Annotated in this window: 19 protein-coding genes and 2 rRNA genes; 4 read left to right on the top strand and 17 right to left on the bottom strand. The window is 70.9% G+C overall.

Features of this window, described 5'->3' with window-relative positions:
• Window positions 1-23: 23 nt before the first annotated feature.
• From ACFV6H_RS10430 to ACFV6H_RS10455, 6 genes are all read right to left on the bottom strand, one after another.
• On the bottom strand, window positions 24-623 hold the full coding sequence (locus tag ACFV6H_RS10430) for a hypothetical protein (protein ID WP_385540433.1): 600 nt from the start codon (window positions 621-623) through the stop codon (window positions 24-26).
• Window positions 620-1741 (bottom strand): ParA family protein, encoded by a 1122-nt coding sequence (locus ACFV6H_RS10435; protein WP_363083530.1) that lies wholly within the window; start codon window positions 1739-1741, stop codon window positions 620-622. Before ACFV6H_RS10435 ends, ACFV6H_RS10430 begins: the two co-directional genes overlap by 4 nt.
• 381 nt (window positions 1742-2122) lie before the next feature.
• Window positions 2123-3238, bottom strand: a complete 1116-nt coding sequence (gene ald / locus ACFV6H_RS10440) for an alanine dehydrogenase (protein WP_385540361.1) — start codon at window positions 3236-3238, stop codon at window positions 2123-2125.
• A gap of 145 nt (window positions 3239-3383) precedes the next feature.
• The gene (locus ACFV6H_RS10445; protein WP_385540435.1) at window positions 3384-5504 is read right to left on the bottom strand and encodes a tetratricopeptide repeat protein; all 2121 of its coding nucleotides are present in this window, start codon (window positions 5502-5504) and stop codon (window positions 3384-3386) included.
• Window positions 5505-6344: 840 nt separating this feature from the next.
• The gene (locus tag ACFV6H_RS10450; protein WP_385540362.1) at window positions 6345-6971 is read right to left on the bottom strand and encodes an NUDIX domain-containing protein; all 627 of its coding nucleotides are present in this window, start codon (window positions 6969-6971) and stop codon (window positions 6345-6347) included.
• A gap of 103 nt (window positions 6972-7074) precedes the next feature.
• The gene (locus ACFV6H_RS10455; RefSeq protein WP_093599798.1) at window positions 7075-8769 is read right to left on the bottom strand and encodes a CTP synthase; all 1695 of its coding nucleotides are present in this window, start codon (window positions 8767-8769) and stop codon (window positions 7075-7077) included.
• A gap of 398 nt (window positions 8770-9167) precedes the next feature.
• Here ACFV6H_RS10455 and ACFV6H_RS10460 point away from each other — a divergent pair, with 398 nt between their 5' ends.
• Complete coding sequence (locus ACFV6H_RS10460) at window positions 9168-10994, top strand: glycoside hydrolase family 15 protein (protein ID WP_384976837.1); 1827 nt, start codon at window positions 9168-9170, stop codon at window positions 10992-10994.
• A gap of 143 nt (window positions 10995-11137) precedes the next feature.
• Window positions 11138-12766 (top strand): PucR family transcriptional regulator, encoded by a 1629-nt coding sequence (locus tag ACFV6H_RS10465; RefSeq protein WP_385540365.1) that lies wholly within the window; start codon window positions 11138-11140, stop codon window positions 12764-12766.
• Between the two features lie 30 nt (window positions 12767-12796).
• Here ACFV6H_RS10465 and ACFV6H_RS10470 read toward each other — a convergent pair whose 3' ends face one another.
• The 5 genes from ACFV6H_RS10470 to ACFV6H_RS10490 form a co-directional block, all read right to left on the bottom strand.
• The gene (locus ACFV6H_RS10470; RefSeq protein ID WP_385540367.1) at window positions 12797-13888 is read right to left on the bottom strand and encodes a glycosyltransferase family 4 protein; all 1092 of its coding nucleotides are present in this window, start codon (window positions 13886-13888) and stop codon (window positions 12797-12799) included.
• Window positions 13889-14112: 224 nt separating this feature from the next.
• Window positions 14113-15867: a DNA repair protein RecN gene (gene recN, locus ACFV6H_RS10475; RefSeq protein WP_385540369.1), complete on the bottom strand. Its 1755-nt coding sequence runs from the start codon at window positions 15865-15867 to the stop codon at window positions 14113-14115.
• 93 nt (window positions 15868-15960) lie between these two features.
• A complete protein-coding gene (locus ACFV6H_RS10480) occupies window positions 15961-16869 on the bottom strand; it encodes an NAD kinase (protein ID WP_384793658.1) in 909 nt (302 codons plus the stop codon).
• 173 nt (window positions 16870-17042) lie between these two features.
• Window positions 17043-17858 carry a TlyA family RNA methyltransferase gene (locus ACFV6H_RS10485; RefSeq protein WP_385540371.1) on the bottom strand — a complete coding sequence of 272 codons (816 nt, stop codon included), beginning with the start codon at window positions 17856-17858 and terminating at the stop codon, window positions 17043-17045.
• Between the two features lie 36 nt (window positions 17859-17894).
• A complete protein-coding gene (locus ACFV6H_RS10490) occupies window positions 17895-18260 on the bottom strand; it encodes a hypothetical protein (protein ID WP_385540373.1) in 366 nt (121 codons plus the stop codon).
• A gap of 42 nt (window positions 18261-18302) precedes the next feature.
• On the opposite strand from ACFV6H_RS10490, the gene ACFV6H_RS10495 reads away from it, so the two are divergent.
• Window positions 18303-18650 (top strand): sterol-binding protein, encoded by a 348-nt coding sequence (locus ACFV6H_RS10495; protein WP_384793630.1) that lies wholly within the window; start codon window positions 18303-18305, stop codon window positions 18648-18650.
• 49 nt (window positions 18651-18699) lie between these two features.
• On the opposite strand, the gene ACFV6H_RS10500 is transcribed toward ACFV6H_RS10495, so the two are convergent.
• Complete coding sequence (locus ACFV6H_RS10500) at window positions 18700-19515, bottom strand: ABC transporter ATP-binding protein (protein WP_385540375.1); 816 nt, start codon at window positions 19513-19515, stop codon at window positions 18700-18702.
• 171 nt (window positions 19516-19686) lie between these two features.
• Window positions 19687-20721 carry an HAD-IIA family hydrolase gene (locus ACFV6H_RS10505; RefSeq protein ID WP_385540377.1) on the bottom strand — a complete coding sequence of 345 codons (1035 nt, stop codon included), beginning with the start codon at window positions 20719-20721 and terminating at the stop codon, window positions 19687-19689.
• 116 nt (window positions 20722-20837) lie between these two features.
• Here ACFV6H_RS10505 and ACFV6H_RS10510 point away from each other — a divergent pair, with 116 nt between their 5' ends.
• On the top strand, window positions 20838-22169 hold the full coding sequence (locus ACFV6H_RS10510) for a DUF1015 family protein (protein WP_385540379.1): 1332 nt from the start codon (window positions 20838-20840) through the stop codon (window positions 22167-22169).
• Between the two features lie 69 nt (window positions 22170-22238).
• On the opposite strand, the gene ACFV6H_RS10515 is transcribed toward ACFV6H_RS10510, so the two are convergent.
• The 4 genes from ACFV6H_RS10515 to ACFV6H_RS10530 form a co-directional block, all read right to left on the bottom strand.
• Window positions 22239-23033, bottom strand: a complete 795-nt coding sequence (locus ACFV6H_RS10515; protein WP_384793642.1) for a hypothetical protein — start codon at window positions 23031-23033, stop codon at window positions 22239-22241.
• On the bottom strand, window positions 23033-24223 hold the full coding sequence (locus tag ACFV6H_RS10520; protein ID WP_385540381.1) for a hypothetical protein: 1191 nt from the start codon (window positions 24221-24223) through the stop codon (window positions 23033-23035). Before ACFV6H_RS10520 ends, ACFV6H_RS10515 begins: the two co-directional genes overlap by 1 nt.
• 240 nt (window positions 24224-24463) lie before the next feature.
• Window positions 24464-24580, bottom strand: a 5S ribosomal RNA gene (rrf, locus tag ACFV6H_RS10525).
• A gap of 132 nt (window positions 24581-24712) precedes the next feature.
• Window positions 24713-24912 (bottom strand): 23S ribosomal RNA (locus ACFV6H_RS10530); the annotation flags it as partial.

Raw genomic sequence — 24912 nt, forward strand, 5'->3', positions numbered from 1 at the left:
GGTACTGCCCGCGCAGGCTACCCTCAGCGCCCGCGCAGGCGCCGTACGAGGATGCTCGCGTCGCCGCGTGATTCGAGGTCGGCGAGGACCACCGCGACCGCCTCGCGGACGATCCGTCCGCGGTCCACGGCGAGGCCGTGCTCACCGCGCAGCACCAGCCGCGCGTGCTCCAGGTCCATCAGTTCCTCGGCCGAGACATAGACCGTGATCTTCTCGTCGTGCCGCTCGCGCCCGCTGGGACGGCGGTTGGCGCCTCGCCCTCGGCGGCGCTGCTGGCCGCCGGACGGCGCGGGCCCAGGTCCGCCGGCCTCCTGCGTCCGGCGTCCCTTCACCGCGTTGGCCGCCACGGCGTTGGCGGCCTGCTCCGCGCCCGCCGTACGGCTCCGTGGGGCTTCCGCGGAGTCCGTGCCGGCGGTGGAGTGCTCGTCCGCGGGAGCCGGCGCCGACGCGGCCGACGCGGTCTGGCCCTGCGCGCCCGGCTCGCCCGCCGGGTCGCTCTCGCCGGCCGGTGCGGGCACCCGCGGCTCGCCGTTGGCGTTCCGGCGCCGCTCCGCGGGCGAGGAGGACTGGAGCGCCGTCCCCCCGGTCGTACGGAACAGCTCGTCGGCCCCGGGCAGACTCACTCGGCGTGACACCGGGCGAGCACCTCCCTGGCGAGCTGGCGATACGCGGCGGCGCCCACGGAGTTCGAGGCGTACGTGGTGATGGGCTCACCGGCGACCGTGGTCTCCGGGAAGCGCACGGTCCGCCCGATCACCGTGTGGTACACGTGGTCGTCGAAGGCCTCGACCACTCGCGCGAGGACCTCGCGGCTGTGCACCGTACGGGAGTCGTACATCGTGGCGAGGATGCCGTCCAGCTCCAGTTCCGGGTTGAGCCGCTCCTGGACCTTCTCGATCGTCTCGGTCAGCAGGGCCACTCCGCGCAGCGCGAAGAACTCGCACTCCAGCGGCACGATCACCTTGTGCGCGGCCGTCAGCGCGTTCACGGTCAGCAGACCGAGCGAGGGCTGACAGTCGATCACGATGTAGTCGTAGTCCTGCATCAGCGGCTTCAGCGCCCGCTGGAGCGTCGACTCGCGCGCGACCTCGCTGACGAGCTGCACCTCCGCGGCCGAGAGGTCGATATTGCTGGGCAGCAGATCCATGTTGGGCACGGCGGTCTTCAGGAGGACCTCGTCGGCCGCCATGCCCCGCTCCATGAGCAGGTTGTAGACGGTGAGGTCCAGCTCCATCGGATTGACGCCGAGACCGACCGACAGGGCTCCCTGCGGGTCGAAGTCGACAAGCAGCACACGCCGGCCGTACTCCGCCAGCGCGGCGCCGAGGTTGATGGTCGACGTCGTCTTGCCGACGCCGCCCTTCTGGTTGCACATCGCGATGATCTTCGCGGGCCCGTGGTCGGTCAGCGGGCCCGGAATCGGGAAGTACGGCAGAGGACGCCCGGTCGGGCCGATCCGCTCACGGCGCTGGCGTGCGGCGTCGGGGGCGAGAGTGGCCGCGTACTCGGGATCCGGCTCGTACTCGGCGTCGGGGTCGTAGAAGTGCCCCTCGGGCACTTCGTCGTAGTCGGCGAATGGAGTGGACTCTCGGCCACCCTCGTTGCCGGCCATGGCGTTCACGTGTTGGCCGTCCATCATCTGGTGGGCTGTCGTCATGTGCTGGTGGGTGGCGAAGGTGCGGACAGCTACGGAGCCGACAGCCTCGAACCCGGACGACGGGCTCTGGCCCCTCACCGGCATTCCTGGTTGACCACCCCCGGGAGTAAATGTCGACTCATTCACAAGTCGTCTTACCTCCTTGGACGGGACCAGGAAACTTATCGATAGGTCAGCGTGGCACCATGCCGACGGTTGGCGACTCTATGGCGTGTCACCGGTCCGCAGCAACACAATCCGCCGGACCCGGCCCGATGTGTCGGCAACGGAACATCCCTCTGTCAAGGGCGCACAAGCCTCTCATCAAGGCATGGCGCACACGTTTCACGGCTCGGCGAATCGGTGAAAAGGTTACGTTCGAGGCGAGTTGACCGGGAGTTCGGAGCCGTCCGGGCACACGTCCGGCCGGACCCCGTCGATCAAGGTCCGGCCGCTGGCGTGATGTTGACGTCACAGATTGACGCATCAGCCCAGAAGCGCGCTCAATTCGGCGTGATCCAGTCCATGGGCCTCGGCCACCTCACGGTAAACCACCTGGCCCTCATGGGTGTTGAGGCCCTTGGCGAGGGCGGGATCGCGGCGCAGCGCCTCGGTCCAGCCGCGGTTCGCGAGCTCCACGATGTACGGCAGCGTGGCGTTGGTCAGCGCGTATGTGGAGGTGTTGGGCACGGCGCCCGGCATATTGGCGACGCAGTAGAAGACCGATCCATGGACCGGGAAGGTCGGTTCGGCGTGTGTCGTCGGACGTGAATCCTCGAAGCAGCCGCCCTGATCAATCGCAATGTCGACAAGTACACTTCCGGGCTTCATCTTGGCGACGAGCTCATTGGTGACGAGCTTCGGCGCCTTCGCTCCGGGGATGAGCACGGCTCCTATGACGAGGTCCGCCTCGACGACCGCACGCTCCAGTTCGAAGGCGTTGGAGACGATGGTCTGGACCCGGGTGCCGAAGATCCGGTCGGCCTCGCGCAGCTTGTTGATGTCACGGTCGAGCAGAGTCACATGGAAGCCCATGCCGACGGCGATCTGGGTGGCGTTCCAGCCGGAGACGCCGCCGCCGATGACAACGGCCCGGCCCGCCGCCGTGCCCGGCACTCCGCCCGGCAGAACGCCACGGCCGCCGGCCGAGCGCATCAGGTGGTACGCGCCGACCTGCGGTGCCAGCCGGCCCGCGACCTCGGACATCGGCGCGAGCAGCGGCAGCGCCCGGCCCGCGGTCTCGACCGTCTCGTACGCGATGGCCGTGGTGCCCGAGTCCAGCAGGGCGTCGGTGCAGGCGCGGGAGGCGGCGAGATGGAGATAGGTGAAGAGCGTCTGGCCCTTGCGGAGCCGGTGGTACTCCTCCGCGACCGGCTCCTTGACCTTCAGCAGGAGGTCGGCGGCGGCCCAGACCTCGTCCGCGCCGGCCAGGATCCGCGCGCCGGCCGCGCCGAACTCCTCGTCCGTGATCGAGGAGCCGACGCCGGCGTTCCGCTCGATGACGACCTCATGGCCCTGGCTCACCAGCTCATGCACACCGGCGGGCGTGATCGCCACCCGGAACTCGTTGTTCTTGACCTCTCGGGGGATACCGACCAACACGGCAGATCACGGTCCTTGGCTCAGGGGATTGCGAGGGCAATGCCAGAGGGACCCGGGCGCGGGAGAGCGCACCGGGATACACCGCGTTGAGGTGCGGCGGATCCAGTCTAATGAAGGATTTCCCACTGTCTAGCCTTGCAAAGCATTATTCCCCGGCCGTAGCGCTGCGGATTTCGTAGGCGTTTCCTTCGGTTTCCAGCAGCCGATCGGCCGTGGCGCGATGCAGCCTGGCCGCGGTCGGATCGCCGAGCCGGTCCAGCGTGTCCGCCACCCGGAGCTGGAGCGCGGCCTGGAGCCGTACGTCTCCGGCCAGCCGGGCCCATTCCACGGCCTCCTGACAGGTCTCCAGCGATTCCTGCGGCCGGCCCGCGTACTCCTGGACCCGGGCCGCCTCGCTCAACGCCCTTGCCTGGGCCGGGAGATCACGCAGCCTTCGGTGGACGGCCACGGCGGCCCGCCAGCTCCGCAGCGCCTCGCCGTAGTGGCCCGCATAGGTGTGGACGGTGCCGAGGCGGCCGTACAGCCTGGCCTCGTCGGCGCGTTCGCCGCGGCTGAGCCGCTGGGCCAGCGCCCTTCCGTACCAGTCGGCGGCCCGCTGCCAGTCCTGGAGATCCTGGTACGCGCCGCCTACGGATTCCATCGCGCGGCCGGTCGCGTAGAGATCGTTCGCGGCCCGCCCGGCGTCCAGCGCGGCGCGGTAGCGGGCGAGCGCGTCCTGCGTACGGCCGGTCTGGGCGTCCAGATCGCCGATGTTCAGCAGCGCGGCGGCCTGCTCGCGGTGCAGCTCGCGCCGCTCCGCGATGTCGAGGACGAGCTGATGGAGCCCGTACAGCTCGGGCGCGGCGGCCTCGGTGCCGCGGTGCGCGGCCAGCGCGCGGACCAGTGCGGCGATCAGCCGGCGGGCCAGGGTGTCCAGCTCTCCGTCGGCGACGGCGAGCCGGGCGGAGGCCAGCAGGGCGGGCTGCCGAGAGTCCAGCCACTCGGCCGCGGCGGCGGTGGTCGGATAGCGGAGCGAGCGTGGCAGCGTGGCCAGCCGTTTACGGGCCGGAGAGCCGTCGGGCTCGGTGATGGCCCGGCAGGACTGGAGCAGCCGTACGGTCCGCTCCAGCATCCGGGCCCGCGCGAGCTGTACCTCGGACTCGCGGTCGTGCTTCTCCAGGAGGTCGCGCAGCAGCGGGAGGAGACAGCCGGGCACCAGATACTGGTCGTCCGCCGCCCGCTCTTCCGCTGCCGGACCGCCGCCTCTGCGCAGCAGCCCGAGCGCGGTGAAGTCGGCGAGGGCGGTCCTGGCGGCCGAGACCGAGCAGCCGGCCAGCGCGGAGGCGGTGTGCGCGTCCACGAGCCCGGCCGGAGCGAGGGCGAACAGCCGCAGGACACGGGCGGCGGACGGCGGCAGCGTCTCGTACACGAGCCGGAAGGCGCGGGCGAGCGGGCGGTCGCCGACCGGGCGTTCGGAGTCGTGCGGGAGGGCACGCAGCCGCTTGGTCGCGTCGGCGACGGAGGCGGTGGGCCGGGCGGCGAGCCAGCCGCCGATCAGGACGAGCGCGGCGGGCTGGCCGCCGCACTCCTCGGCGAGGGACTCGGCGGCCTGCGGATCGACGGTGATCCGGACGGCGCCGGTGAACCGCGCGAGCAGTTCGATGGCGGCCTTCGCGTCCATGCCGCCGAGCGTGCACGGGCGGACATCGGGGATTCCGGTGAGCGGGCCCTGCGCCACGGCGACGACCAGGCAGTCCGGATTGTCGGGCACGAGCGGATCGACCTGCTCGGCGTCGGCCGCGTCGTCGAGGAACAGCAGCACCCGCCGTACGGCCAGGGCCTCCCGCACCATTTCGGAGAGCTCGTCCTCACCGGCGCCGGGCGGCGTGGTGATGTCGAACGCGCCGAGGATCTCGCGGGCCGTGCGCTCGGTGGGTACGCGCTCTCCGCCGGGCTCGGTCAGCCTGGTCCTGACGACGCCGTCGGGATAGTTGTCGCGCAACTGCCCGGCCAGTTCTTCGGCGAGCGCGGTACGGCCCGCTCCGGGCCGTCCGGCGATCAGCAGTACCCGGGCGCGCGGCTCCTTGCGTCCGGAGATGGTGTTGAGTCCGGCGCGCTCGATGTCTCCGTGCAGGGCCTTCAGTTCCCGTACCCGGCCGAAGAACTCCGCGGGCCGCGGGCCGGCGCCGCTCCGTGCCGCTCCCGCCGAGGGCTGGGCGCTGCCGTGAGGTCCTGCCGTACTGCGGCCGGGTCCGGTGCCGACGTCCGTACCGGCAGCGGCGCCCACCGGACGGATCCCGGCGGTGACCGGCGTGTCCTCGGCTGCGTCCGGATCGTCGGGATCGTCCACGGGACCGAGCTCGTCGTAGAGACCGGCCATGTCCTTGTCAGGGCCCGCCTCGGCCGTGGCGGATGTGGATGCGGATACCGATGCGGATGCGGATGCGGATGGAGCCGGTGATTCGGCTGGGCGGTCCGCCTTCTCGGTCGCCGTGCCGACGGACGCGGAATCCGTGGAAGTGGAGTCCGGGCCTGCGGCCTCGCTCGCGGCAGCGTCGGTCTCTGCGGACCCGTCGCCGGACGTGGACACGGCAACGGCGGCGGGACGGCGTCTCAGGAAGGGACGACGGCGCCGTGCGGCCGACGGAGGGCCACCCTCCGTGACGGCGGCGGGAGTGTCGCTGGTCGCGTCCTCGGGACTCTCCGGGAGCTTCACCCGGGCCGTACCTTTCGTCTCGGAACCGTCCTCGGTCGCCTTCGCGACGGCCGGCTTGGACCGGCGGCCACGCCGCTTGCCCGAGGGACGATCGGGTTCATTCACCGCCGCGGCGTCCGGCTGCGCGTCGGTGGAGCCGCCGCCCTTCCCCGTGGCGCCCGTACGGCCGGGGCCGCCCACATCCACCGCCTGATCCGTCACGGGCCACGCTCCCGTCCGCCTGCGCACGAGCCGAGCCCGGCGGATCTCCGCACGGGCGGTTCGAGCGTAGTTCACTCTCTGCGACGGAAGCGGTGGAGCGCGGCCGACCGATCCCCCGATCGGATCAGTCGTATCGTCAGATCGAGCGACCGCGCTTCAGGACGCGCGCACCGCACTCAGGACTCGCTGCCAAGCCCAGGATTCACGGGTTCAGGATTCAAACGGACGGGCGGGCCACGGCGCGTCCGCCGGCCGCAGCGCCTCGACGCCGTCACCGGCCAGCACCGCGCCGAGCGCGAGAACGCCCACGACCAGACAGTTGTTGTGCAGTTCGCCCGCGAGCACACCCCGGGTCAGCTCTCCGAGCTCCACCCGCGCCAGCTCCATGTCCGCCTCCTCGTCGGAGACCTCGAAGCGCTCGCCCTGCGCCTCCGACAGATCGCGCGCGAGGAAGATCCGTACCGCCTCGTCGCAGCCGCCCGGCGTGGTGTAGACGTCCGTCAGCACCCGCCAGTCCTCGGCCTTGACATGCGCCTCCTCGTACAGCTCGCGCTGCGCCGCGTGCAGCGGATTCTCGCCCGGTACGTCGAGCAGCCCGGCCGGGATCTCCCACAGCTTCTGGCGTACGGGATGGCGGTACTGGCGCAGTACGAGCACCCGGCCCAGATCGTCCAGCGCGAGGATCGCCACGGAGCCCGGATGGACCTGGTAGTCACGTGAGACGACCGTGCCGTCGGGCATGACCACATCATCCGTACGGACACTGGTCTTGTTGCCGCGGAAGGGCGTCCTGGTGGCGGTGATCCGCCACTCCTCGGGGGCGTCCTTGATGGTCATGAAAGCGTCCTTCCACACAGCGCGCGCACGCGGAGGACGCGCACGCGGAAAACCGGGGCAGGAATCCTGAAAGACCCCCGTGACCCCGGCTCCACCGTATCGCCTACGCGCCGGCGGCCACGCGCTCCGGTGAGCCGGGACGCCCGCCCCGACGGCGCTCCACCGCGGCCTTCACCAGACCGGTGAAGAGAGGGTGCGGCCTGGTCGGCCGGGACCGCAGCTCCGGGTGGGCCTGGGTGGCGACCAGATAGGGATGTGTGGTGCGCGCGTACTCGACGTACTCGACCAGCTTGTTGTCGGGCGAGGTGCCCGAGAAGACCAGACCGGCCTTCTTCTCCAGCTCCGCGCGGTAGGCGTTGTTGACCTCGTAGCGGTGGCGGTGGCGCTCCTCCACATACGGCTGGTCGTCATAGACCTCACGCACGATCGAGCCCTCGGCGAGCTTCGCCGGATAGAGGCCGAGCCGCATCGTGCCGCCCAGATCTCCGGCGCCCTCGACGTACGCGAGCTGCTCCTCCATGGTGGAGATCACCGGGTGCGCGGTGCCGGAGTCGAACTCGGTGGAGTTGGCGTCGGGGATGCCTGCCACATTGCGCGCGGCCTCGATCACGATGCACTGGAGCCCCAGACAGAGTCCCAGCAGCGGGACTCCGTTCTCCCGCGCGTACTGGATCGCACCGACCTTGCCGGTGACTCCGCGCTCGCCGAAGCCGCCCGGGATCAGGATTCCGTCGACATCGGCGAGCTGCCGTGCCGCGCCGGCCGGAGTTTTACAGTCGTCGGATGTGACCCACTTCACTTTGACGCGCGCCTTGTTGGCGAAGCCGCCGGCGCGCAGCGCCTCGGTCACCGACAGGTAGGCGTCGGGCAGATCGATGTATTTGCCGACCAGCGCGACGGTCACCTCGTGGTCCGGATTGTGGACGCGGTCCAGCAGATCGTCCCAGACCGTCCAGTCCACATCGCGGAACGGCAGATCCAGTTTCCTTACGACATAGGCGTCCAGGCCCTCGGTGTGGAGCACCTTGGGGATGTCGTAGATCGACTTGGCGTCCACGCAGGCCACCACCGCCGCCTCGTCCACATCGCACATCAGCGAGATCTTGCGCTTGATCGGAAGCGGGACATCACGGTCGGCGCGGAGCACGATCGCATCCGGCTGGATTCCGATGTTGCGCAGAGCCGCCACCGAGTGCTGTGTCGGCTTGGTCTTGAGCTCTCCGGACGGGCCGATGTACGGCAGCAGCGAGATATGGACGACGAAGACGTTGTCGCGGCCGACCTCGTGCCGTACCTGGCGGACGGTCTCCAGGAAGGGCAGCGACTCGATGTCGCCGACCGTGCCGCCGACCTCCGTGATGACGACATCGACATCGTCGGTCGCCATCCGCCGGATACGGTGCTTGATCTCGTTGGTGATGTGCGGAATGACCTGAACCGTGTCGCCCAGATACTCGCCGCGCCGCTCCTTGGCGATGACCTGGGAGTAGATCTGGCCGGTGGTGACATTGGCGGAGCCGTCGAGATCCACGTCGAGGAAGCGCTCGTAGTGGCCGATGTCCAGATCGGTCTCGGCGCCGTCGTTGGTGACGAACACCTCACCGTGCTGGAACGGATTCATGGTGCCGGGATCGACGTTGAGATACGGGTCGAGCTTCTGCATGGTGACCCGCAGACCGCGCGCCTTGAGCAGCGCACCCAGACTGGAGGCGGTCAGGCCCTTGCCGAGGGAGGATGCGACGCCCCCGGTGACGAAGATGTGCTTGGTCGTCGAGGATGTCGAGGATCGGGTCGGCATGGCCAAGAGAGGCTCCCGTGGTCGCGGTCTGAGGTGCGTACCGGTGTCCCTGCCGAAGCGGTGAGGGACTTCCGTCGCTGCGGGTTCGGGGCCTCTTCGCCTTGCTGGGAGTCCACCGGTCCACGGGCTACCAGGGTATCAGCGACGCGACGAGGCCGGTTCCGGCCACGCGTCCCACGCCCTTCGCACGTGGCACCCTTTGTCCCGTGAGTCACCCTTGGCCACGATGTTCGTCGGACCTATGTTGCCGGGACCGTGGCGCAGAACTCCCAGGTGCGTCGTATCCTGCTCGGACGTTCGCTGCCGAGTCCGGCCGGCATCGGCACACCCCGCCCGATTTCCCGGAAGATGAGCTCGTCAACGACTCTTGACCGAAGTACGCGCCCCGCGGGGCGGACATGGCCGTTCGACTGGAGATGCACGTGGCCGGGCGCATCGAGGATTACGCACTCATCGGAGATATGCAGACCGCTGCCCTGGTCTGCCGGGACGGCACAGTCGACTGGCTGTGCCTGCCCCGCTTCGATTCGCATGCCGTGTTCGCGGCACTGCTCGGCACCGATGAACACGGCTTCTGGCGGCTGGGGCCGGCGCATCCCGCCGGCTCCACGCCGCCGCGGGCGGCCAGGCGCCGCTACCGCGGGGACTCGCTGATCCTGGAATCCGAGTGGGACACCCCGCGCGGCACGGTGCGCGTGACGGACTTCATGCCGCCGCGCGACGGCGCTCCGCAGGTCATCCGGATCGTGGAGGGCATCAGCGGCCGGGTGCCCATGCGCTCCGCGCTGCGGATGCGGTTCAGTTACGGGCGCGTGGTGCCGTGGGTGCACAAGGTCGACAACCGCACGGTCGCCGTCGCCGGGCCCGACTCGGTCTGGCTGGACACCACGGCGGAGACCTACGGCAAGGACCTCACCACCTACTCCGACTTCACCGTGGCGCCGGGCGACCGGATCGCCTTCACGATCAGCTGGCAGCCCTCGCACCGGCAGCCGCCCGCGCTGCCCGATCCCGAGGGCTCGCTGGAGGCGACCTCCGACTTCTGGCGCGAGTGGGTCGAGCACTGCACGTACCACGGGCCCTACCGCGAGGCGGTGGTCCGTTCCCTGATCACACTCAAGGCCCTGACATACGCGCCGACGGGCGGGATCGTCGCCGCGCCGACCACCTCGCTGCCGGAGGAGATCGGCGGCGTACGGAACTGGGACTACCGCTACACCTGGCTGCGCGACGCCGCGATCACGCTCTCCTCGCTGCTGCGCACCGGCTACCGCGAGGAGGCCCGCGCCTGGCGCGAGTGGCTGCTGCGCGCCGTCGCAGGCGATCCGGAGAACCTCCAGATCATGTACGGCATCGCGGGCGAACGGGAGCTCGGCGAGGCCGAGCTGGACTGGCTGCCCGGCTATGAGCGCTCGGGCCCGGTCCGGGTCGGCAACGGCGCCGCGCACCAGCTCCAGCTCGATGTGTACGGCGAGGTCACCGAGGCGCTGCATCTCGCGCATATGACGGGCCTGGCCCGTAACGACTACGCGTCGGTGCTCCAGCTCAAGCTGATCCGCTATCTGGAGAAGCACTGGGACCAGCCGGACGAGGGCATCTGGGAGGTGCGCGGGCCGCGCAGGCACTTCGTCCACTCCAAGGTGATGGCCTGGGTCGCGGTCGACCGCACGATCAAGCTGATCGAGTCCGGCGAGGCGGACGGGCCGCTGGAGCGCTGGCGCGAGATGCGGGACGACATCCACCGCGATGTCTGTGAGAAGGGGTACGACAAGGAGCGGAACACCTTCACGCAGTCGTACGGCTCCAAGGAGCTGGACGCGTCGCTGCTGCTCATCCCGCAGATGGGCTTCCTGCCGCCGGACGACAAGCGGGTGATCGGCACGATCGAGGCGATCCAGCGCGAGCTGTCCACGGAGGACGGCTTCGTGATGCGCTATCCGACCTCCGGCGCCGAGGCGGGCGTCGACGGGCTGGCGGGCGACGAAGGTGCCTTCCTGGCCTGCTCGTTCTGGCTGGCCGACGATCTCGCGATGATCGGGCGGGTGGACGAGGCGCGGAAGCTCTTCGAGAGGCTGCTGGCGCTCAGGAACGATCTCGGGCTGCTGGCGGAGGAGTGGGACCCGCGGCTCCAGCGTCAGGTCGGGAACTTCCCGCAGGCGTTCAGCCATGTGCCGCTGATCGACACGGCGCTGCGGCTGACGGCCTCGGGAGCGTACGGAGGCTGAGGGCGGTCCGGAGGCCGGGACGGAGAGCGCATCTCCGTCCCGGCCTCCCGCATTCCCGCTGCTTGCGTGTCGCGTCGCCGCTCGCGTTTCCTGTCGGTGCTCGCGTTTCCTGTCGGCCGTAACCGCGGGTAGCCTCCGGCTTCATGGACAGTCAGGGCGGAATCACCGTACGGCGGGCGCTTGAGCTGCCGGGACTGCGCGGTGGTCTTCCCGAGGTCGTCGCCTGCGCGGACCGGCTGGACCGTACGGTGCGCTGGGTGCACGCGGGCGAGGTGCCGAACATCGCCTCGCTGCTCAAGGGCGGCGAGCTGCTGCTCACCACCGGGCTCGGTCTGGGCGACCGCTCCGCCGACCAGCGCGCCTTCGTACGCAAGCTCGCCGACCGCGGGATCGCGGCGCTGGTGGTGGAGCTGGGGCCGCGCTTCGACCGGCTGCCGACGGCGCTGGTGGAGACGGCGCGGGCGGCCGGGCTGCCGGTCGTACAGCTCCATCGTGAGGTGCCGTTCGTCTCGGTGACCGAAGAGGTCCACACGGAGATCGTCAACGGCCATTACGCGCTGCTGAGGCAGGCCGAGGAGGTCCACCGTCGGTGTACGGAGGCGCTGCTGGAGGGCGGCGGAGTGCCACGGGTGCTCCGTATCCTCGCGGACTTCGCGGGCAATCCGGTCTTCCTGGAGACAGCGGACGGGCAACTGCTGTACGCGGCGGCGCCCGGCGCGGGACCTGCGGCGGCCGATCCGTTGCAGATCTGGGAAGGGCTGCGCGGCCAGCGGTCGGCGCGGGCCGCCGGGCCACCCGTCGGAGCGGTGCTGGTGGATGTGCCGGGCGGCGGCCACGGTACGGGCGCGGTACGGGCCCGGCTGGTGCTGCCCGCCGTATCGGCAGCGCCGCTGCCGGTGCACCGGATGGCCGCCGAGCGCGCGGCGGGCATCCTGGCCGTCGTGCTGATGCAGGCACGCCAGGAGGAGGAGCTGGCGGCGCGTGGCCGTGGTGATTTTCTGACCGATCTGGCCGAGGGCCGGATCCTCGCCGAGGACGCGCCCGCGCAGGCACGTGTACTGGGCTTCAGGCCGGGCGAGGGACCGCTGCTGCCGGTGGTGATGCGGCTGGGCCCCGAGCCGCTGCCGTCGGGCAACTGGGCGCTGCTGGCGCGGGCGGTGCTGGAGGAGCTGTCGTCGGTGGGCGTTCCGGTGCTGCTGGGCGTACGGCCGGTGGAGGGCCGGGTTCCGCTGCTGCTGGGACTGCGCTCCGAGTCGGAACGTACGCCGGTGGCCGACCGGGTCGCGACGGCGCTGCGTACGGGCGTCGCGCGGGCCGGTCTGGAACGCGCGGGCGCACAGCCGCCGGTGGTGGTCGTCGGAGTCGCGGGTGGCTGGGCGGCGGCGGGCGCGGCGCTGCGGCACGCGGCGGAGACCGCGACGGCGGCGCAGGGCCTGCCCGAGCGCCCTTGGTACGACGCGCGCCGCCTGGACATCGACCTGCTGCTGTGGCGCCTGCGGGAACACCAGGACCTGGCGGCCTTCGTGGACCGCGCGATCGGCCCGCTGCGTACCCATGACCGCACGTCCCGCCCGGCGCTGCTGCCCACGCTGGAGGTCTATCTGGCCCACGCGGGCCGCAAGGCGGAGACGGCCCGCGAACTGCATCTGAACCGCCAGACGCTCTACAACCGCCTGGCCCGTATCGCCGAACTGCTGGGCACGGACCTGGACGATCCGCAGACGGTCCTGGCCCTGAGCCTGGCGCTACGGGCGAGACGCCACACGAAGTAACGGCAGGTACCGGCGACGACGGCGGAGGCCTCAGCGGAGACGGCGTGCAGGCTGGGCCAGTTCGTCGTAGACACAGAGGACTTGGGCGATGGTCTCGTCCTCCGTCGGCCAGGTCTCCGCCTGGGCCCGGCCCGCCGTGGCGAGCCACTGCCGGCGGTCCGGGTCGCCGAGGAGCCGTACCACCGCGTCGCCGAGGGCTCTCGCGTCTCCGTACGGTACGAGTTCCGCCGCGTCGCCGACCAGTTCGGGAATCCCGCCGACCGCCGTGGCGATCAGCGGTACGCCCAGCCGCAGCGCCTCCTGCGCGAGGACCGAGCGGGCCTCCCAGCGGCTGGGCAGCAGGGCGATATCGGCGGAGGCGAGGAGTTCGGCGACATCGTCACGGCGGCCGATCAGTTGCACCGGCAGTTCAGCCGCGTCGATACGCCGCTGGAGCCGCCCGCGCTCCCGGCCCTCGCCCGCGATGGCGAGCAGCGGCGCGGGATCGAGGCACCGCCACACCTCGGCCGCGTCGAGCAGCGTGTCGTATCCCTGTTCCGGCCTGAGACTGCCCACGGCCATCAGCAACGGTCGCTCGACCGCGCCGAGTTCGGCACGGGCCTTGCTCTCCGGGCCGCCGACCGGCCGGTCCGACGCGGGCAGCGCGACCGGCGCGAGGCGGGCGTCGCGCGCGCCTCTGCTACGGGCCCGGTCGACCAGCTCCGACGACGTACCGAGCACAATGGCCGCCGCCCTGACGGCCCTTCGCTCCAGCAGCCGCATGAGATGGCCGCGCGGCCCTTCGGTCTGCGCACGGCTGTGCCAGGTGACCACCAGCGGTATCCGCTGACCGCCGAGCGCGATCGCCGTCCGTACGGCGGCGTGCACTCCATGCGCGTGCACCACGTCCGCTCCGGCGCACGCGGCGCGCAAGGTCGCGACGGACGCCGGGTCCCCGCGCCGTGGTACGGCGACGTGGTGCGCCCCCGAGCCGCTGAAGTCATAGATACGCTCGACATCCGCCGGGGCGCACACCGTGACGCGCACGCCCCGGGCGACCAGCCCCGCCGCCAACGATCGAACGTGCGCGCTGCTGCCCGCACTGCCACCGCCCAACACCTGGACCGTACGCAGTTGAGTCACGTGGTCAAGGCTCCTGGATCGGGATCGGGGACACCGTCAAGGATGCCAGTCCGGACGCGCGTTCAGGCACCGCGGGGAGGTCGTTCTTGTGTCCGGCACCGCAAGCACACAATCGCAACCACCCACACGGGTGAACCCACGGCGCGCGCCGGGAGCCACACCGCACTGCCGAACCGCGGCCCCTAGCCTCCGGACCACGGCCCCTGGCCCGAAGACGAACCCGCTTAGTCCGCAGACGAACCCGCTCGGGCCGTGGCCAACAGCTCCTCCGCATGCGCCCGCGCCGTCTCCGAGTCCTCCTGGCCCGCCAGCATCCGCGACAGCTCCCGTACCCGGTCCTCGCCCTCCAGGACCGTCACTCCGGACCGTGTCACCGAGCCGTCGTTCGTCTTCTCGACCAGAAGTTGACGGTCGGCGAAGGCCGCGACCTGCGGAAGGTGCGTCACCACCACCACCTGCGCGGATCTGGCGAGCTTCGCCAGCCGGCGGCCGACCTCGACCGCCGCCTTGCCGCCGACGCCCGCGTCCACCTCGTCGAAGAGATAGGTCGGTACGGGATCGGAGCCCGCGAAGACCACCTCCACCGCGAGCATCACCCGGGACAGCTCACCGCCGGACGCGCCCTTGGCGATCGGCCGCGGCTGGGCGCCCGGATGAGGCGCCAGCAGCAGTTCCACCTCGTCGGCGCCGTGCGGGCCGTACACCACGGAACGCCCGCCCACCACGATCCCGGACATCTCGTCCGCGGTCCCGGTCTGCCGGATGTCGAAGGAGACGCGCGCGTGCGGCATGGCCAGTGAGGCCAGCTCCGCCGTGACGGCCTCCGCGAAGCGCGCCGCGGCCTCCGTGCGGGCGTCGGTCAACGCCTGGGCGAGTACGGACAGTTCGGCGCGCAGAGCGTCACGCTCGGCCGTCAGCCCGGCGATCCGGTCGTCGTCGCTCTCCAGCTCGGTCAGCCGCGCGGCGCTCTCCTCGGCCCAGGCCAGTACGGCGGAGATGTCCTCGCCGTACTTGCGCGTGAGCGCGGTGAGCGCGGCCCGCCGCTCCTCCACCGCGGCCAGCCGCAGCGGATCGGCGTCCAGATCCTCCGCGTAGCCGGCCAGTTCGCCCGCGACGTCCGCCAGCAGGATGGAGAGCTCGCCCATCCGTTCGGCGAGCGCGGCGAGCACCGGATCATGGGACCGTACGGCCTCCAGCGCCCGGCCCGCGCCCGCGACGAGCGTGGTCGCCTCGACGCCCTCCGGATCCTCGGGATTGCCCGCGAGCGCCGCGTGCGCCACGGCCGCGGCGGACGCGAGCGCCTCCGCGTGGCCGAGCCGCTCCGCCTCGGCGGCGAGCTCGGTGTCCTCTCCCGCCCTCGGCTCGACGGCCGCGACCTCGTTCAGCCCGAAGCGCAGCAGATCGGCCTCCTGCGCCCGCTCACGGGCCCGGGTGGTCAGCTCCTCCAGCTCCGTGGCGACGGCCCGCAGCCTGCGGTACGCCGCCGTGTAGGCGGCCTGGGGCCCGGCGACGCCCTCGCCCGCGTACCGGTCGAGCGCCTGCCGCTGCCGCGCGGGCCGCAGCAGTCCCTGCTGGTCGGTCTGGCCGTGCACCGCGACCAGATCGTCCGCCAGCTCGGCCAGCACGCCCACGGGCACCGAGCGCCCGCCCAGATGCGCCCGTGAGCGTCCCTCGGCGGAGACGGTTCTGCTGACGAGCAGCGTCCCTTCGTCCAGCTCGGCCCCGGCCTCCTCGGCCCGTACGGCCGCGGGCGTGCCCGCGGCCATCGTGAGCCTGCCCTCCACCACCGCCGACCTGGCGCCGATCCGTACCAGCGCCGGATCCGCGCGCCCGCCGAGCAGCAGTGCCAGGCTGGTGACGACCATGGTCTTGCCCGCGCCGGTCTCACCGGTCACCGCGGTAAAGCCTGGCGACAGCTCGACGACCGCGTCGTCGATGACCCCGAGCGACCGTATCCGCATCTCCTCCAACACGGTCATGACCATACGAGGTCCTGGCGCCGCCGCGCGACGGACCCCACCCACGGTTCGCCCGGCCGAGGTCCGTCCGCGCTCAGTGCGGTGCCCCGCGGCTCAGTGAGGTGCCCCGCGCCAGCCCGACACCGGCAGCGCGAACTTGGCCACCAGCCGGTCCGCGAACGACGCGTGGTGCAGCCGCGCCAGCCGTACGGGAACGGCGCCGCGCCGTACCTCCACCCGGGCTCCCGGCGGCAGCTCGACCGTTCTGCGCCCGTCGCACCAGAGCACACCGTTGGGCGTGTGCGCCTGCACCTCCACCGCGAGCACCGTGGTCGGCGAGGTGACCAGCGGCTTCGCGAACAGGGCATGGGCGCTGATCGGCACCATCAGCAGCGCCTCGACCTCCGGCCAGACGACAGGACCGCCGGCCGAGAAGGCGTACGCGGTCGAACCGGTGGGCGTGGCGCACACGATGCCGTCGCAGCCGAAGGCGGTCACGGGCCGTCCGTCGATCTCCAGGACGACTTCGAGCATCCGCTCGGGCGAGACCTTCTGCACGGCCGCCTCGTTGAGCGCCCAGTCCCGGTGGACCACATCGCCGTTGCTGTGCACGACGACATCGATCGTCATCCGCTCCTCGACCTCATACGCACGGGTGACCACGCGGTTGACGACCTTGTCCAGATCGTCCCGTTCCGCCTCGGCGAGAAAGCCGACCCTGCCCAGATTGACGCCGAGCATGGGAACGCCGGAGGCCCGTGCGAAGGCGGCACCGCGCAGCAGCGTCCCGTCGCCGCCGAGCACGATGAGCAGCTCACAGCCGTCCAGGACGTCGGGCGTGGCCTCCGGGACGGTCTCGACGGACGGCGGCAGCGGCAGATCGTTGGCCTCGGTGGCCAGTACGCGTACGCCGAGACCGTTGCGTACCAGTCCGTTCACGACGAGTTCGGCGCTGCGGATCGCGGCGGGCCTGCCGGTGTGGGCCAGCAGGAACACGGTGCGGTCCGCGTTGGCGGACCGCAGGCTCCCGGCGGTCTCGGTGGCCGTGGTGCTCAGGGCCGGTTCGGCGGCCGGGATGTGCTGAGCGCCCAGCGTGACCGGCGCGCTCTCGGTGATCAAGGTGGTCGAGGTGTTCGGGGTGGTCTGGATGGTCTGCGCGGGCTCGGTGCTCTGCGCGGGCTGCGTGGGCTGCGTGGTCAACGGGGTCCCTCCGCCACTGCACGGTCGACATCCGCCGGGTCCAGCTCGGGCGCTCCGGCGTGGAGCCACAGAAAGTACTCGACATTTCCGGACGGCCCCGGCAACGGACTCGCGGTGACTCCCTTTACTCCGAGACCCAGTTCACCGGCCCGCCGCGCCACCGCCCGTACGGCCTCGGCCCGCAGCTCGGGACTGCGTACGACTCCGCCGCTGCCCAGCCGCTCCTTGCCCACCTCGAACTGCGGTTTCACCATCAGTACGAGATCGGCGCCGGGCGCGGCGCAGCGCACCAGCGCGGGCAGCACCAGCCCCAGCGGAATGAACGAAAGATCCCCGACCACCAGATCCACAGGCTTCCCTTCGATCGCGTCAAGCGTCAACTCGCGTACGTTCGTACGGTCCTTGACGGTGACGCGTTCATCGCTCCGCAGCGACCAGGCGAGTTGTCCGTAGCCGACGTCCACCGCGACCACCTGGCCGGCGCCGGCCCGCAGCAGGACATCCGTGAAGCCGCCCGTGGAGGCGCCCGCGTCGAGCGCCCGCCTGCCGTGGACCTCCAGACCGAGCGGAGTGAAGGCCGCCAGCGCGCCCGCGAGTTTGTGTCCGCCGCGCGAGACATAGTCGGGATCGCCGTCGTCCGCGGTGACGACGACGGCGGCGCTCGTCTCCACCTGGGTGGCGGGCTTGGTCGCGGTGGTGCCGCCGACGGTCACCCGGCCCGCGGCGATGAGCTGGCTCGCGTGTTCACGTGAGCGCGCGAGGTTACGGCGTACCAGTTCGGCATCGAGACGGCGGCGTGCCAGTCCTGCCACGTTCGGTTCAGCTCCTGTGGTCGTACGCGAGAGGGATCACCGGGGGCCCGGGCCCGGGCCCGGAGCGCCCTGCCGGCCTTGCGGTCCCTGTGGGCCTTGCGGTCCCTGTGGGCCTTGCGGCCGAGGTCCTTGCGGGCCCTGGGGCGCCGGACGTGCGTCGAGCGCTGTCAGCGCGTCACGCAGCCCACGGTGTACATCCTCGTACACCTCGACATGTCCGTCCGTCGGCAGGTGGTCGGCGTCGCCGAGACGGGCCAGCCACGCGTCCACCTCGGTGTCGCCGGTCGGGACGGTGGCCACGCCGAGCGGGCGTGGCGCCGCCGGGTCGTCCGCGGGAGGTCCCGCCGTCCCCGGCCCGTTCTCGGCCGGTCCGGCGGCCGGGCCCGCCATGGAGTCGCTCATGCCCAGACGCTACCGCGAAGCCCTGCGGTACCGTCGATCACGATGGCGACGACGGAGGAGTGCCGCAGCGCACTCGAAAAGCTCTCGGACAATCTGGCACGCGCGAACGGGGAGGTCCGCACCGCGGCCGGGCTCGACCGTTCACTGAGCTGCCACATCACGGATCTGGACCTCACCTTCACCGGCCGTCTCGTGGACGGCCGGATCGAGGTCGCCGACACCGTACAGGGACCGCCGCCGCAGAAGGCGGAGATCGGGCTGGCCATGGCGGGCGACGATCTGGTGGCGCTGGTCGACGGCGAGCTGAACTTCGCCCGCGCGTGGGGCTCGGGACGGGTCAGACTGGACGCGGGCTTCCGCGACCTGCTGCGCCTGCGCACACTGCTCTGAGCCTCTGGGCCGCCTCGTGAGCGGCGGTGGGGTTGTACGGACCGTCCTCTCACTTCGCCTGCGGTACGGGCACGGCCCGCCGGGCCCGCCGTCCCGCCGGCACCACCAGCGGCGTACCGGTCTCCGGGTCCTCGATCACCTGGCAGCGCAGACCGAAGACCTCTTCCACGCGCTCGGCCGTGACGACCTCCGAGGGCGCGCCCTCCGCCACGATCGCGCCGTCGCGCATCGCGATGAGATGTGTGGCGTAACGGGCCGCGTGGTTGAGGTCGTGCAAAACGGCGACGAGCGTACGGCCCTGGGTCTCGTGCAGTTCGGCACAGAGGTCGAGCACATCGATCTGGTGCTGGATGTCGAGGAAGGTGGTGGGCTCGTCGAGCAGCAGCAGCGGTGTCTGCTGGGCGAGGGCCATCGCGATCCAGACACGCTGACGCTGGCCACCGGACAATTCATCGACATAACGATCAGCCAGTTCATCGACACCGGTCGACACCATCGATTCCTCGACTGTCCGCTCGTCCTCCGGCGACCACTGGCGCAGCAGCCCTTGGTGCGGATAGCGGCCACGCGCCACCAGATCCGCGACCGTGATCCCGTCGGGCGCGACGGACGACTGAGGCAGCAGACCGAGACTCCTGGCGACCTTCTTGGCGGGCATCGTGTGGATGGCCGTGCCGTCGAGCAGGACACGTCCTTGGGAGGGCTTGAGCATCCGGGAGAGCGCACGCAGCAATGTCGACTTGCCGCAGGCGTTCGGGCCGACGATCACCGTGAACGAGTGGTCGGGGATCTCCACCGACAGATCGCGGGCGACGATCCGCTGGTCGTAGCCGAGAGTCACCGATTCCGCGGTGAGGCGCTGCATGGACGTACTCCTGGTGTCCGACTGTTCTGGAGGACCGTCGACCAACATGAAGTTAGGTTAGCCTACCCTCGCGCCGCGCCCTCTCCCTGCCTGCCGGGGACGGCCCGCCGGGCCGTCCCCGTCCCCGCCGCCCTCCGCCGCTCTCCGCGACCGCCGCCGCAGCCTCGCGTCCTACAGACCCAGCCTCGCCAGCACCTTGCCCACGTCCAGCGTGGAGGAGCCGTCGCCCGCCTCCGTCCAGGCCGCCGCGCACAGCGCACGCAGCCCGTCCAACGCCGTACCGTCCCCGTCCAGCGCCAGCGCGTGCCCGTTCCCGGCGACCGAAGCGGTCCATCCACCGCAGCCGAACCCGTCTTCCGTCCCGGCCACTTCGGGCTGTCCGGTCAGCAGTCCGCGCAGATCCTCGTCCACATACGTCGGCCGGTGCCTCGGCTCGGCGGCCAGGAGCCGCGCCGCGTCCGTCACTCCGGTCAGTACGAGCAACGAGTCCACGCCTCCGTTGAACGCTCCCTCGATATCCGTGTCCAGCCGGTCCCCGACCACCAGCGCCCGCTTCGCGCCGGTCCGCAGTATGGTCTCGCGGTGCATCGGCGGCAGCGGCTTGCCCGCGACCTGCGGCACGGCGCCCGTGGCGATCCGTACGACCTCCACCGCCGCGCCGTTGCCCGGCATGATCCCGCGCGCACTCGGAATCGTCAGATCCGTATTGGACGCGAACCACGGCACACCGCGGTTGATCGCATAGCAGGCCTCGGCGAACCGTCCCCAGGCCAGCTCCGGACCGCCGTATCCCTGCACCACGGCGGCCGGATCGTCATCGGCCGACTCGACCGGCACAAGTCCGCGCTCGCGCAGCGCGACCCGTAGTCCCTCGCCGCCGATCACCAGCACCTTGGATCCCGCCGGGAACTGCTCCGCGATCAGCCGGGAGACCGCCTGCGCCGAGGTGATCACATCGGCCGGCTCGGCCGGCGCACCGAGTTCGGTGAGATGCGCCGCGACGGCGGCGGGCGTGCGGAGCGCGTTGTTGGTGACATACGCGAGATGCATCCCGGCGTCACGGGCCGTACGGAGCGACTCGACAGCGTGCGCGATGGCTTCCCCGCCCGCGTACACCACACCGTCGAGATCGAGCAGAGCAGTGTCGTACGCCTTGTGCAGCGCGGTCGCACTCCCGCTCGGCCTGGTCCTGCTCTGCTCGCTCATCCGCCGTCCGTCCCTCACTCGTGACATCTGCACACCACATCCACGTGACATACCTGCTCCGTGGCGCTTCTCTCCCGATCATCGCTCATTCCCCACACCCCACATACGATGCCCTGATGAACACAACAGGTCCTGCGGACAAGGGGCTGCGGCTGATTCCGTTCCATGGGCTCCGCTATGTCCCCGAACGGGTCGGCAGTCTCTCCGCCGTGACCTCTCCGCCGTACGACGTGGTCGTGCGGCCGGACGGACTGCACCACCTGGAGTCGGCCGATCCGCACAACATCGTCCGGCTGATCCTGCCGCAGGCCGCCACGCCCGGCGAGCGCCACCGCCAGGCGGCGCGGACGCTGGCGCGCTGGCTCGCCGAGGGCGTCCTCGCGCCGGATCCGGAGCCCGCGCTGTACGTGTACGAGCAGCGCAAGGGCGAGCTGTTGCAGAGAGGCGTCATCGGGGCGCTGGCGCTCTCGTCGCCGTCCGACGGCATCGTGCTGCCGCATGAGGACGTCATGCCGGATGTCGTGGCGGACCGCGCGGCCCTGATGCGGGCGACCGCGGCGAATCTGGAACCACTGCTGCTGACCTACCGCAGCGGCGGCGAGGTCACCGCCGGCGCACCGGACGTACTGGCCGACGCACCGGACGTACTGAGCGTGGCGGGCACGGCGGGCGTCATCGAGCGCACCGTCCGCCGCTCGCCGCTCCTCGACACCACCACGGAGGACGGCTTCAGCCACCGGCTGTGGTCGGTCACGGATCCCGGCGACCTCGCGGAGATCGCCGACGACCTGGGCCATCACCAGGCCCTGATCGCCGACGGCCACCACCGCTGGGCGACCTATCTGAGGCTGCGCGACGAGCACGCGGAAGCCGGGCCCTGGGGATACGGGCTGGTCCTGCTGATCGACACGGCCCGCTATCCCCTCCAGGTCCGCTCCATCCACCGGGTGCTGCACCAACTGCCCGTCGACCACGCGGTCGAGGCGCTCTCCGGCTTCTTCCGCGTCCGTACGGTCGACGACCCGCTCCCGGACGCGCTCGACGCCCTGGCCGACGCCACAACCATGGGCAACGCGTTCCTGCTCGCCGGGAACGGCCGCTTCCATCTGGTCGACCGTCCGGACCAGGAGCTGCTGGCGCGTACGGTGCCCGTCGACCGGCCCGCGGCCTGGCGGGCACTGGACGCGACGGTCCTGCACGCCACGCTGCTGGACCACATCTGGCGGATCCCGGACGCGCCCGAGCACATCGCGTACATCCACGACACGGCGGCGGCCGTCGACAAGGCGGAACGGGACGGCAGTACGGCGGTCCTGCTGCATCCGGTGCGCGAGGAGGTCGTACGGGAACTGGCGCGCCAGGGCGTGATGATGCCGCGCAAGTCCACGTCCTTCGGCCCCAAGCCGGCGACGGGGCTGGTGCTGCGGAGTCTCGCTCCGGGCTGCTGACGGCGTAAACACGTGTGGGCGGCACCCAAGGCCAGGGTGCCGCCCACACGTATCAGCTCAGCTCAACGCTCAGTGCTTGGCGTCGGGTTCGTCGCGCTCGTCGTCCTCATCGACCCGGTCGTCGTCACTGTCTTCGGCGACGTCCTCGTCGTTCTCGTCGTCTTCGACGTCGAGAACGAGGTTGAGGTCCTCGTCTTCACCGTCGGCCTCGGCGACCTCGTCGCTTTCGTCGTTCTCGTCCTCCTCGACCATGGCGTCCACGAACTCGACGCCGTCCAGCTCCGCGAGCCGGTCCGAGGCGTCCGTCGCGCCGTCCTTGTCCGCCTCGATCGTCTTGGCGAACCACTCACGGGCTTCGTCCTCGCGCCCGGCCGACAGCAGGGCGTCGGCGTACGCGTAGCGCAGCCGAGCGGTCCACGGCTGAACGGAGTTGGACGCCAGCTCAGGACTCTGGAGCGTCACGATGGCGGCATCGATCTGTCCCATGTCCCTGCGCGCGCCGGCCGCGACCAGCCGCATCTCGACCTGGCCCGCCTTGTCGAGCTTCTGCACCTCGGGCTCGCCGGCCATCGCCATCGCCCGTTCAGGACGGCCGAGTCCGCGCTCGCAGTCCGCCATGACGGGCCACAGATCGACACTCCCGGTCATCCGCCGCGCGGCCCTGAACTCGGCCAGAGCCTCGGCGTACTTCTGCGTGGCGTACGCGGCGAAGCCCGCCGCCTCACGTACGGCGGCGACCCGGGAGGCGAGCCGCAGTGCGATACGGGAGTACGCGTAGGCCTGCTCCGGGTCCTCGTCGATGAGCTGGGCGACCATGACGAGGTTTCTGGCGACGTCGTCGGCAAGCGTCTTGGGCAGGCTCATCAGCTCCTGACGGACGCTCTTGTCGATCTCCTCGCCGGTGACGTCGTCCGGGATCGGCAGCCGCTTGATCGGCTCCCGGTCACGGTCGCGGTCACGGTCGTCACGGCGCTCGTAGCCGCTGCGGCGGTTGTCGTCGCGCCCGCGGTATCCGCCACGGTCGCGGTCACCGCGGTCCCGGTCGTCGCGCCGGCCGTAACCACCGCCGGTGCCACCACCGCTCGTGGGCCGGCCACCGCGGTCGTCACGACGAGCGTAGCCACCGCCGCCACCGGTCCCGCTGGGACGCCCGGCTCCACCACGGCTGTCGTCACGGCGCGGGCCGCTGGGACGGTCGTCCCGACGGAAACCGGGCCTGTCGTCACGACGGTCGTCACGCCTGGGACCGCTGGGCCGGTCATCCCGACGAGGCCCGCTCGGCCGGTCGTCACGACGGCCGTAGCTACCGCCACCGCCACCGCCTCGGCTGTCATCACGACGGAACGTGGGCCGGTCATCGCGGCGGCTGTCGTCACGACGATCGTCACGACGCGGGCCGCTCGGGCGGTGGTCGTCACGGCGAGGACCACCACTGCTGGGACGGTCATCGCGACGGCCGTAACCGCCGCCACTGCCGCCACCGGAACCGAAACTGGGCCGAGCACCACGGTCACGGTCATCACGACGAGGACCGCTCGGCCGGTCGTCACGCCGGGGACCACTGGGACGGTCATCGCGTCGCGGGCCACTGGGACGGTCGTCCCGACGGAAACCGGGCCGGTCGTCCCGACGATCGTCACGCCGGTCATCGCGACGGAAGTCAGGCCTGTCATCGCGTCGGTCATCACGTCGGTCGTCCCGACGCGGAGCACCGGCGCGGTCATCACGGCGAGGACCGCTGCTGGGACGGTCATCGCGCCGCTGATAACCACCACCGCCGCCACCGGTCGGCCGACCGCCACGGTCGTCACGACGACCGTAACCACCGCCGCTGGAACCGGAACTGGAGCCGGGACGACCACTGCGGTCATCCTCGCGACGCGGTCCGGCGGGCCGGTCGTCGCGCCCGCCGCGATATCCGCCACCTCGGTTGTCATCACGTCGGTCGTCCCGACGCGGAGCGCTGGGGCGGTCGTCACGGCGACTGCTGTCGTCACGACGGAAACCGCCACGGTCCCGATCATCACGTCGCGGACCGCGATCGCGATCGTCACGGCCTCCGCGGAAGCCGCCCCGGTCACCGCTGTCCCGACGGCGCTGATCGCGCTCGGGACGGTCGTCGGAGGAGTTGGGGGACATCGGTTGGGCTCCTGTCTTCGGGTACCGCAGTCATTCTCGCGCAGTCGGCCTTCCGATGCGCTTCGGGTGAAATGGGGAATGGAAGGGAAAGCTGGGAAAAACAAAAAGGACCCATGATCCAGCATGAACGCTGGACCATGGGTCCTTGAAAGATTGTTCGGCGGTGTCCTACTCTCCCACAGGGTCCCCCCTGCAGTACCATCGGCGCTGTGAGGCTTAGCTTCCGGGTTCGGAATGTAACCGGGCGTTTCCCTCACGCTATGACCACCGAAACCCTATCGGGCCATCCCGCAGAGCGGAATATCGGCACTTAGCGAACAAGCACACTCTTCAATTGAGTACATACTGGTTCAACCGGTGCGACTGTTCGCAACCCGGGAACCACACAGTGGACGCGAGCAACTGAGGACAAGCCCTCGGCCTATTAGTACCGGTCAACTCCACCAGTCACCTGGCTTCCATATCCGGCCTATCAACCCAGTCGTCTACTGGGAGCCTTAACCCCTCCAGGGGGTGGGAGCCCTCATCTCGAAGCAGGCTTCCCGCTTAGATGCTTTCAGCGGTTATCCCTCCCGAACGTAGCCAACCAGCCATGCCCTTGGCA

The organism is Streptomyces sp. NPDC059743 (assembly GCF_042732975.1).
In the GTDB taxonomy this organism is placed as follows: Bacteria; Actinomycetota; Actinomycetes; order Streptomycetales; family Streptomycetaceae; genus Streptomyces.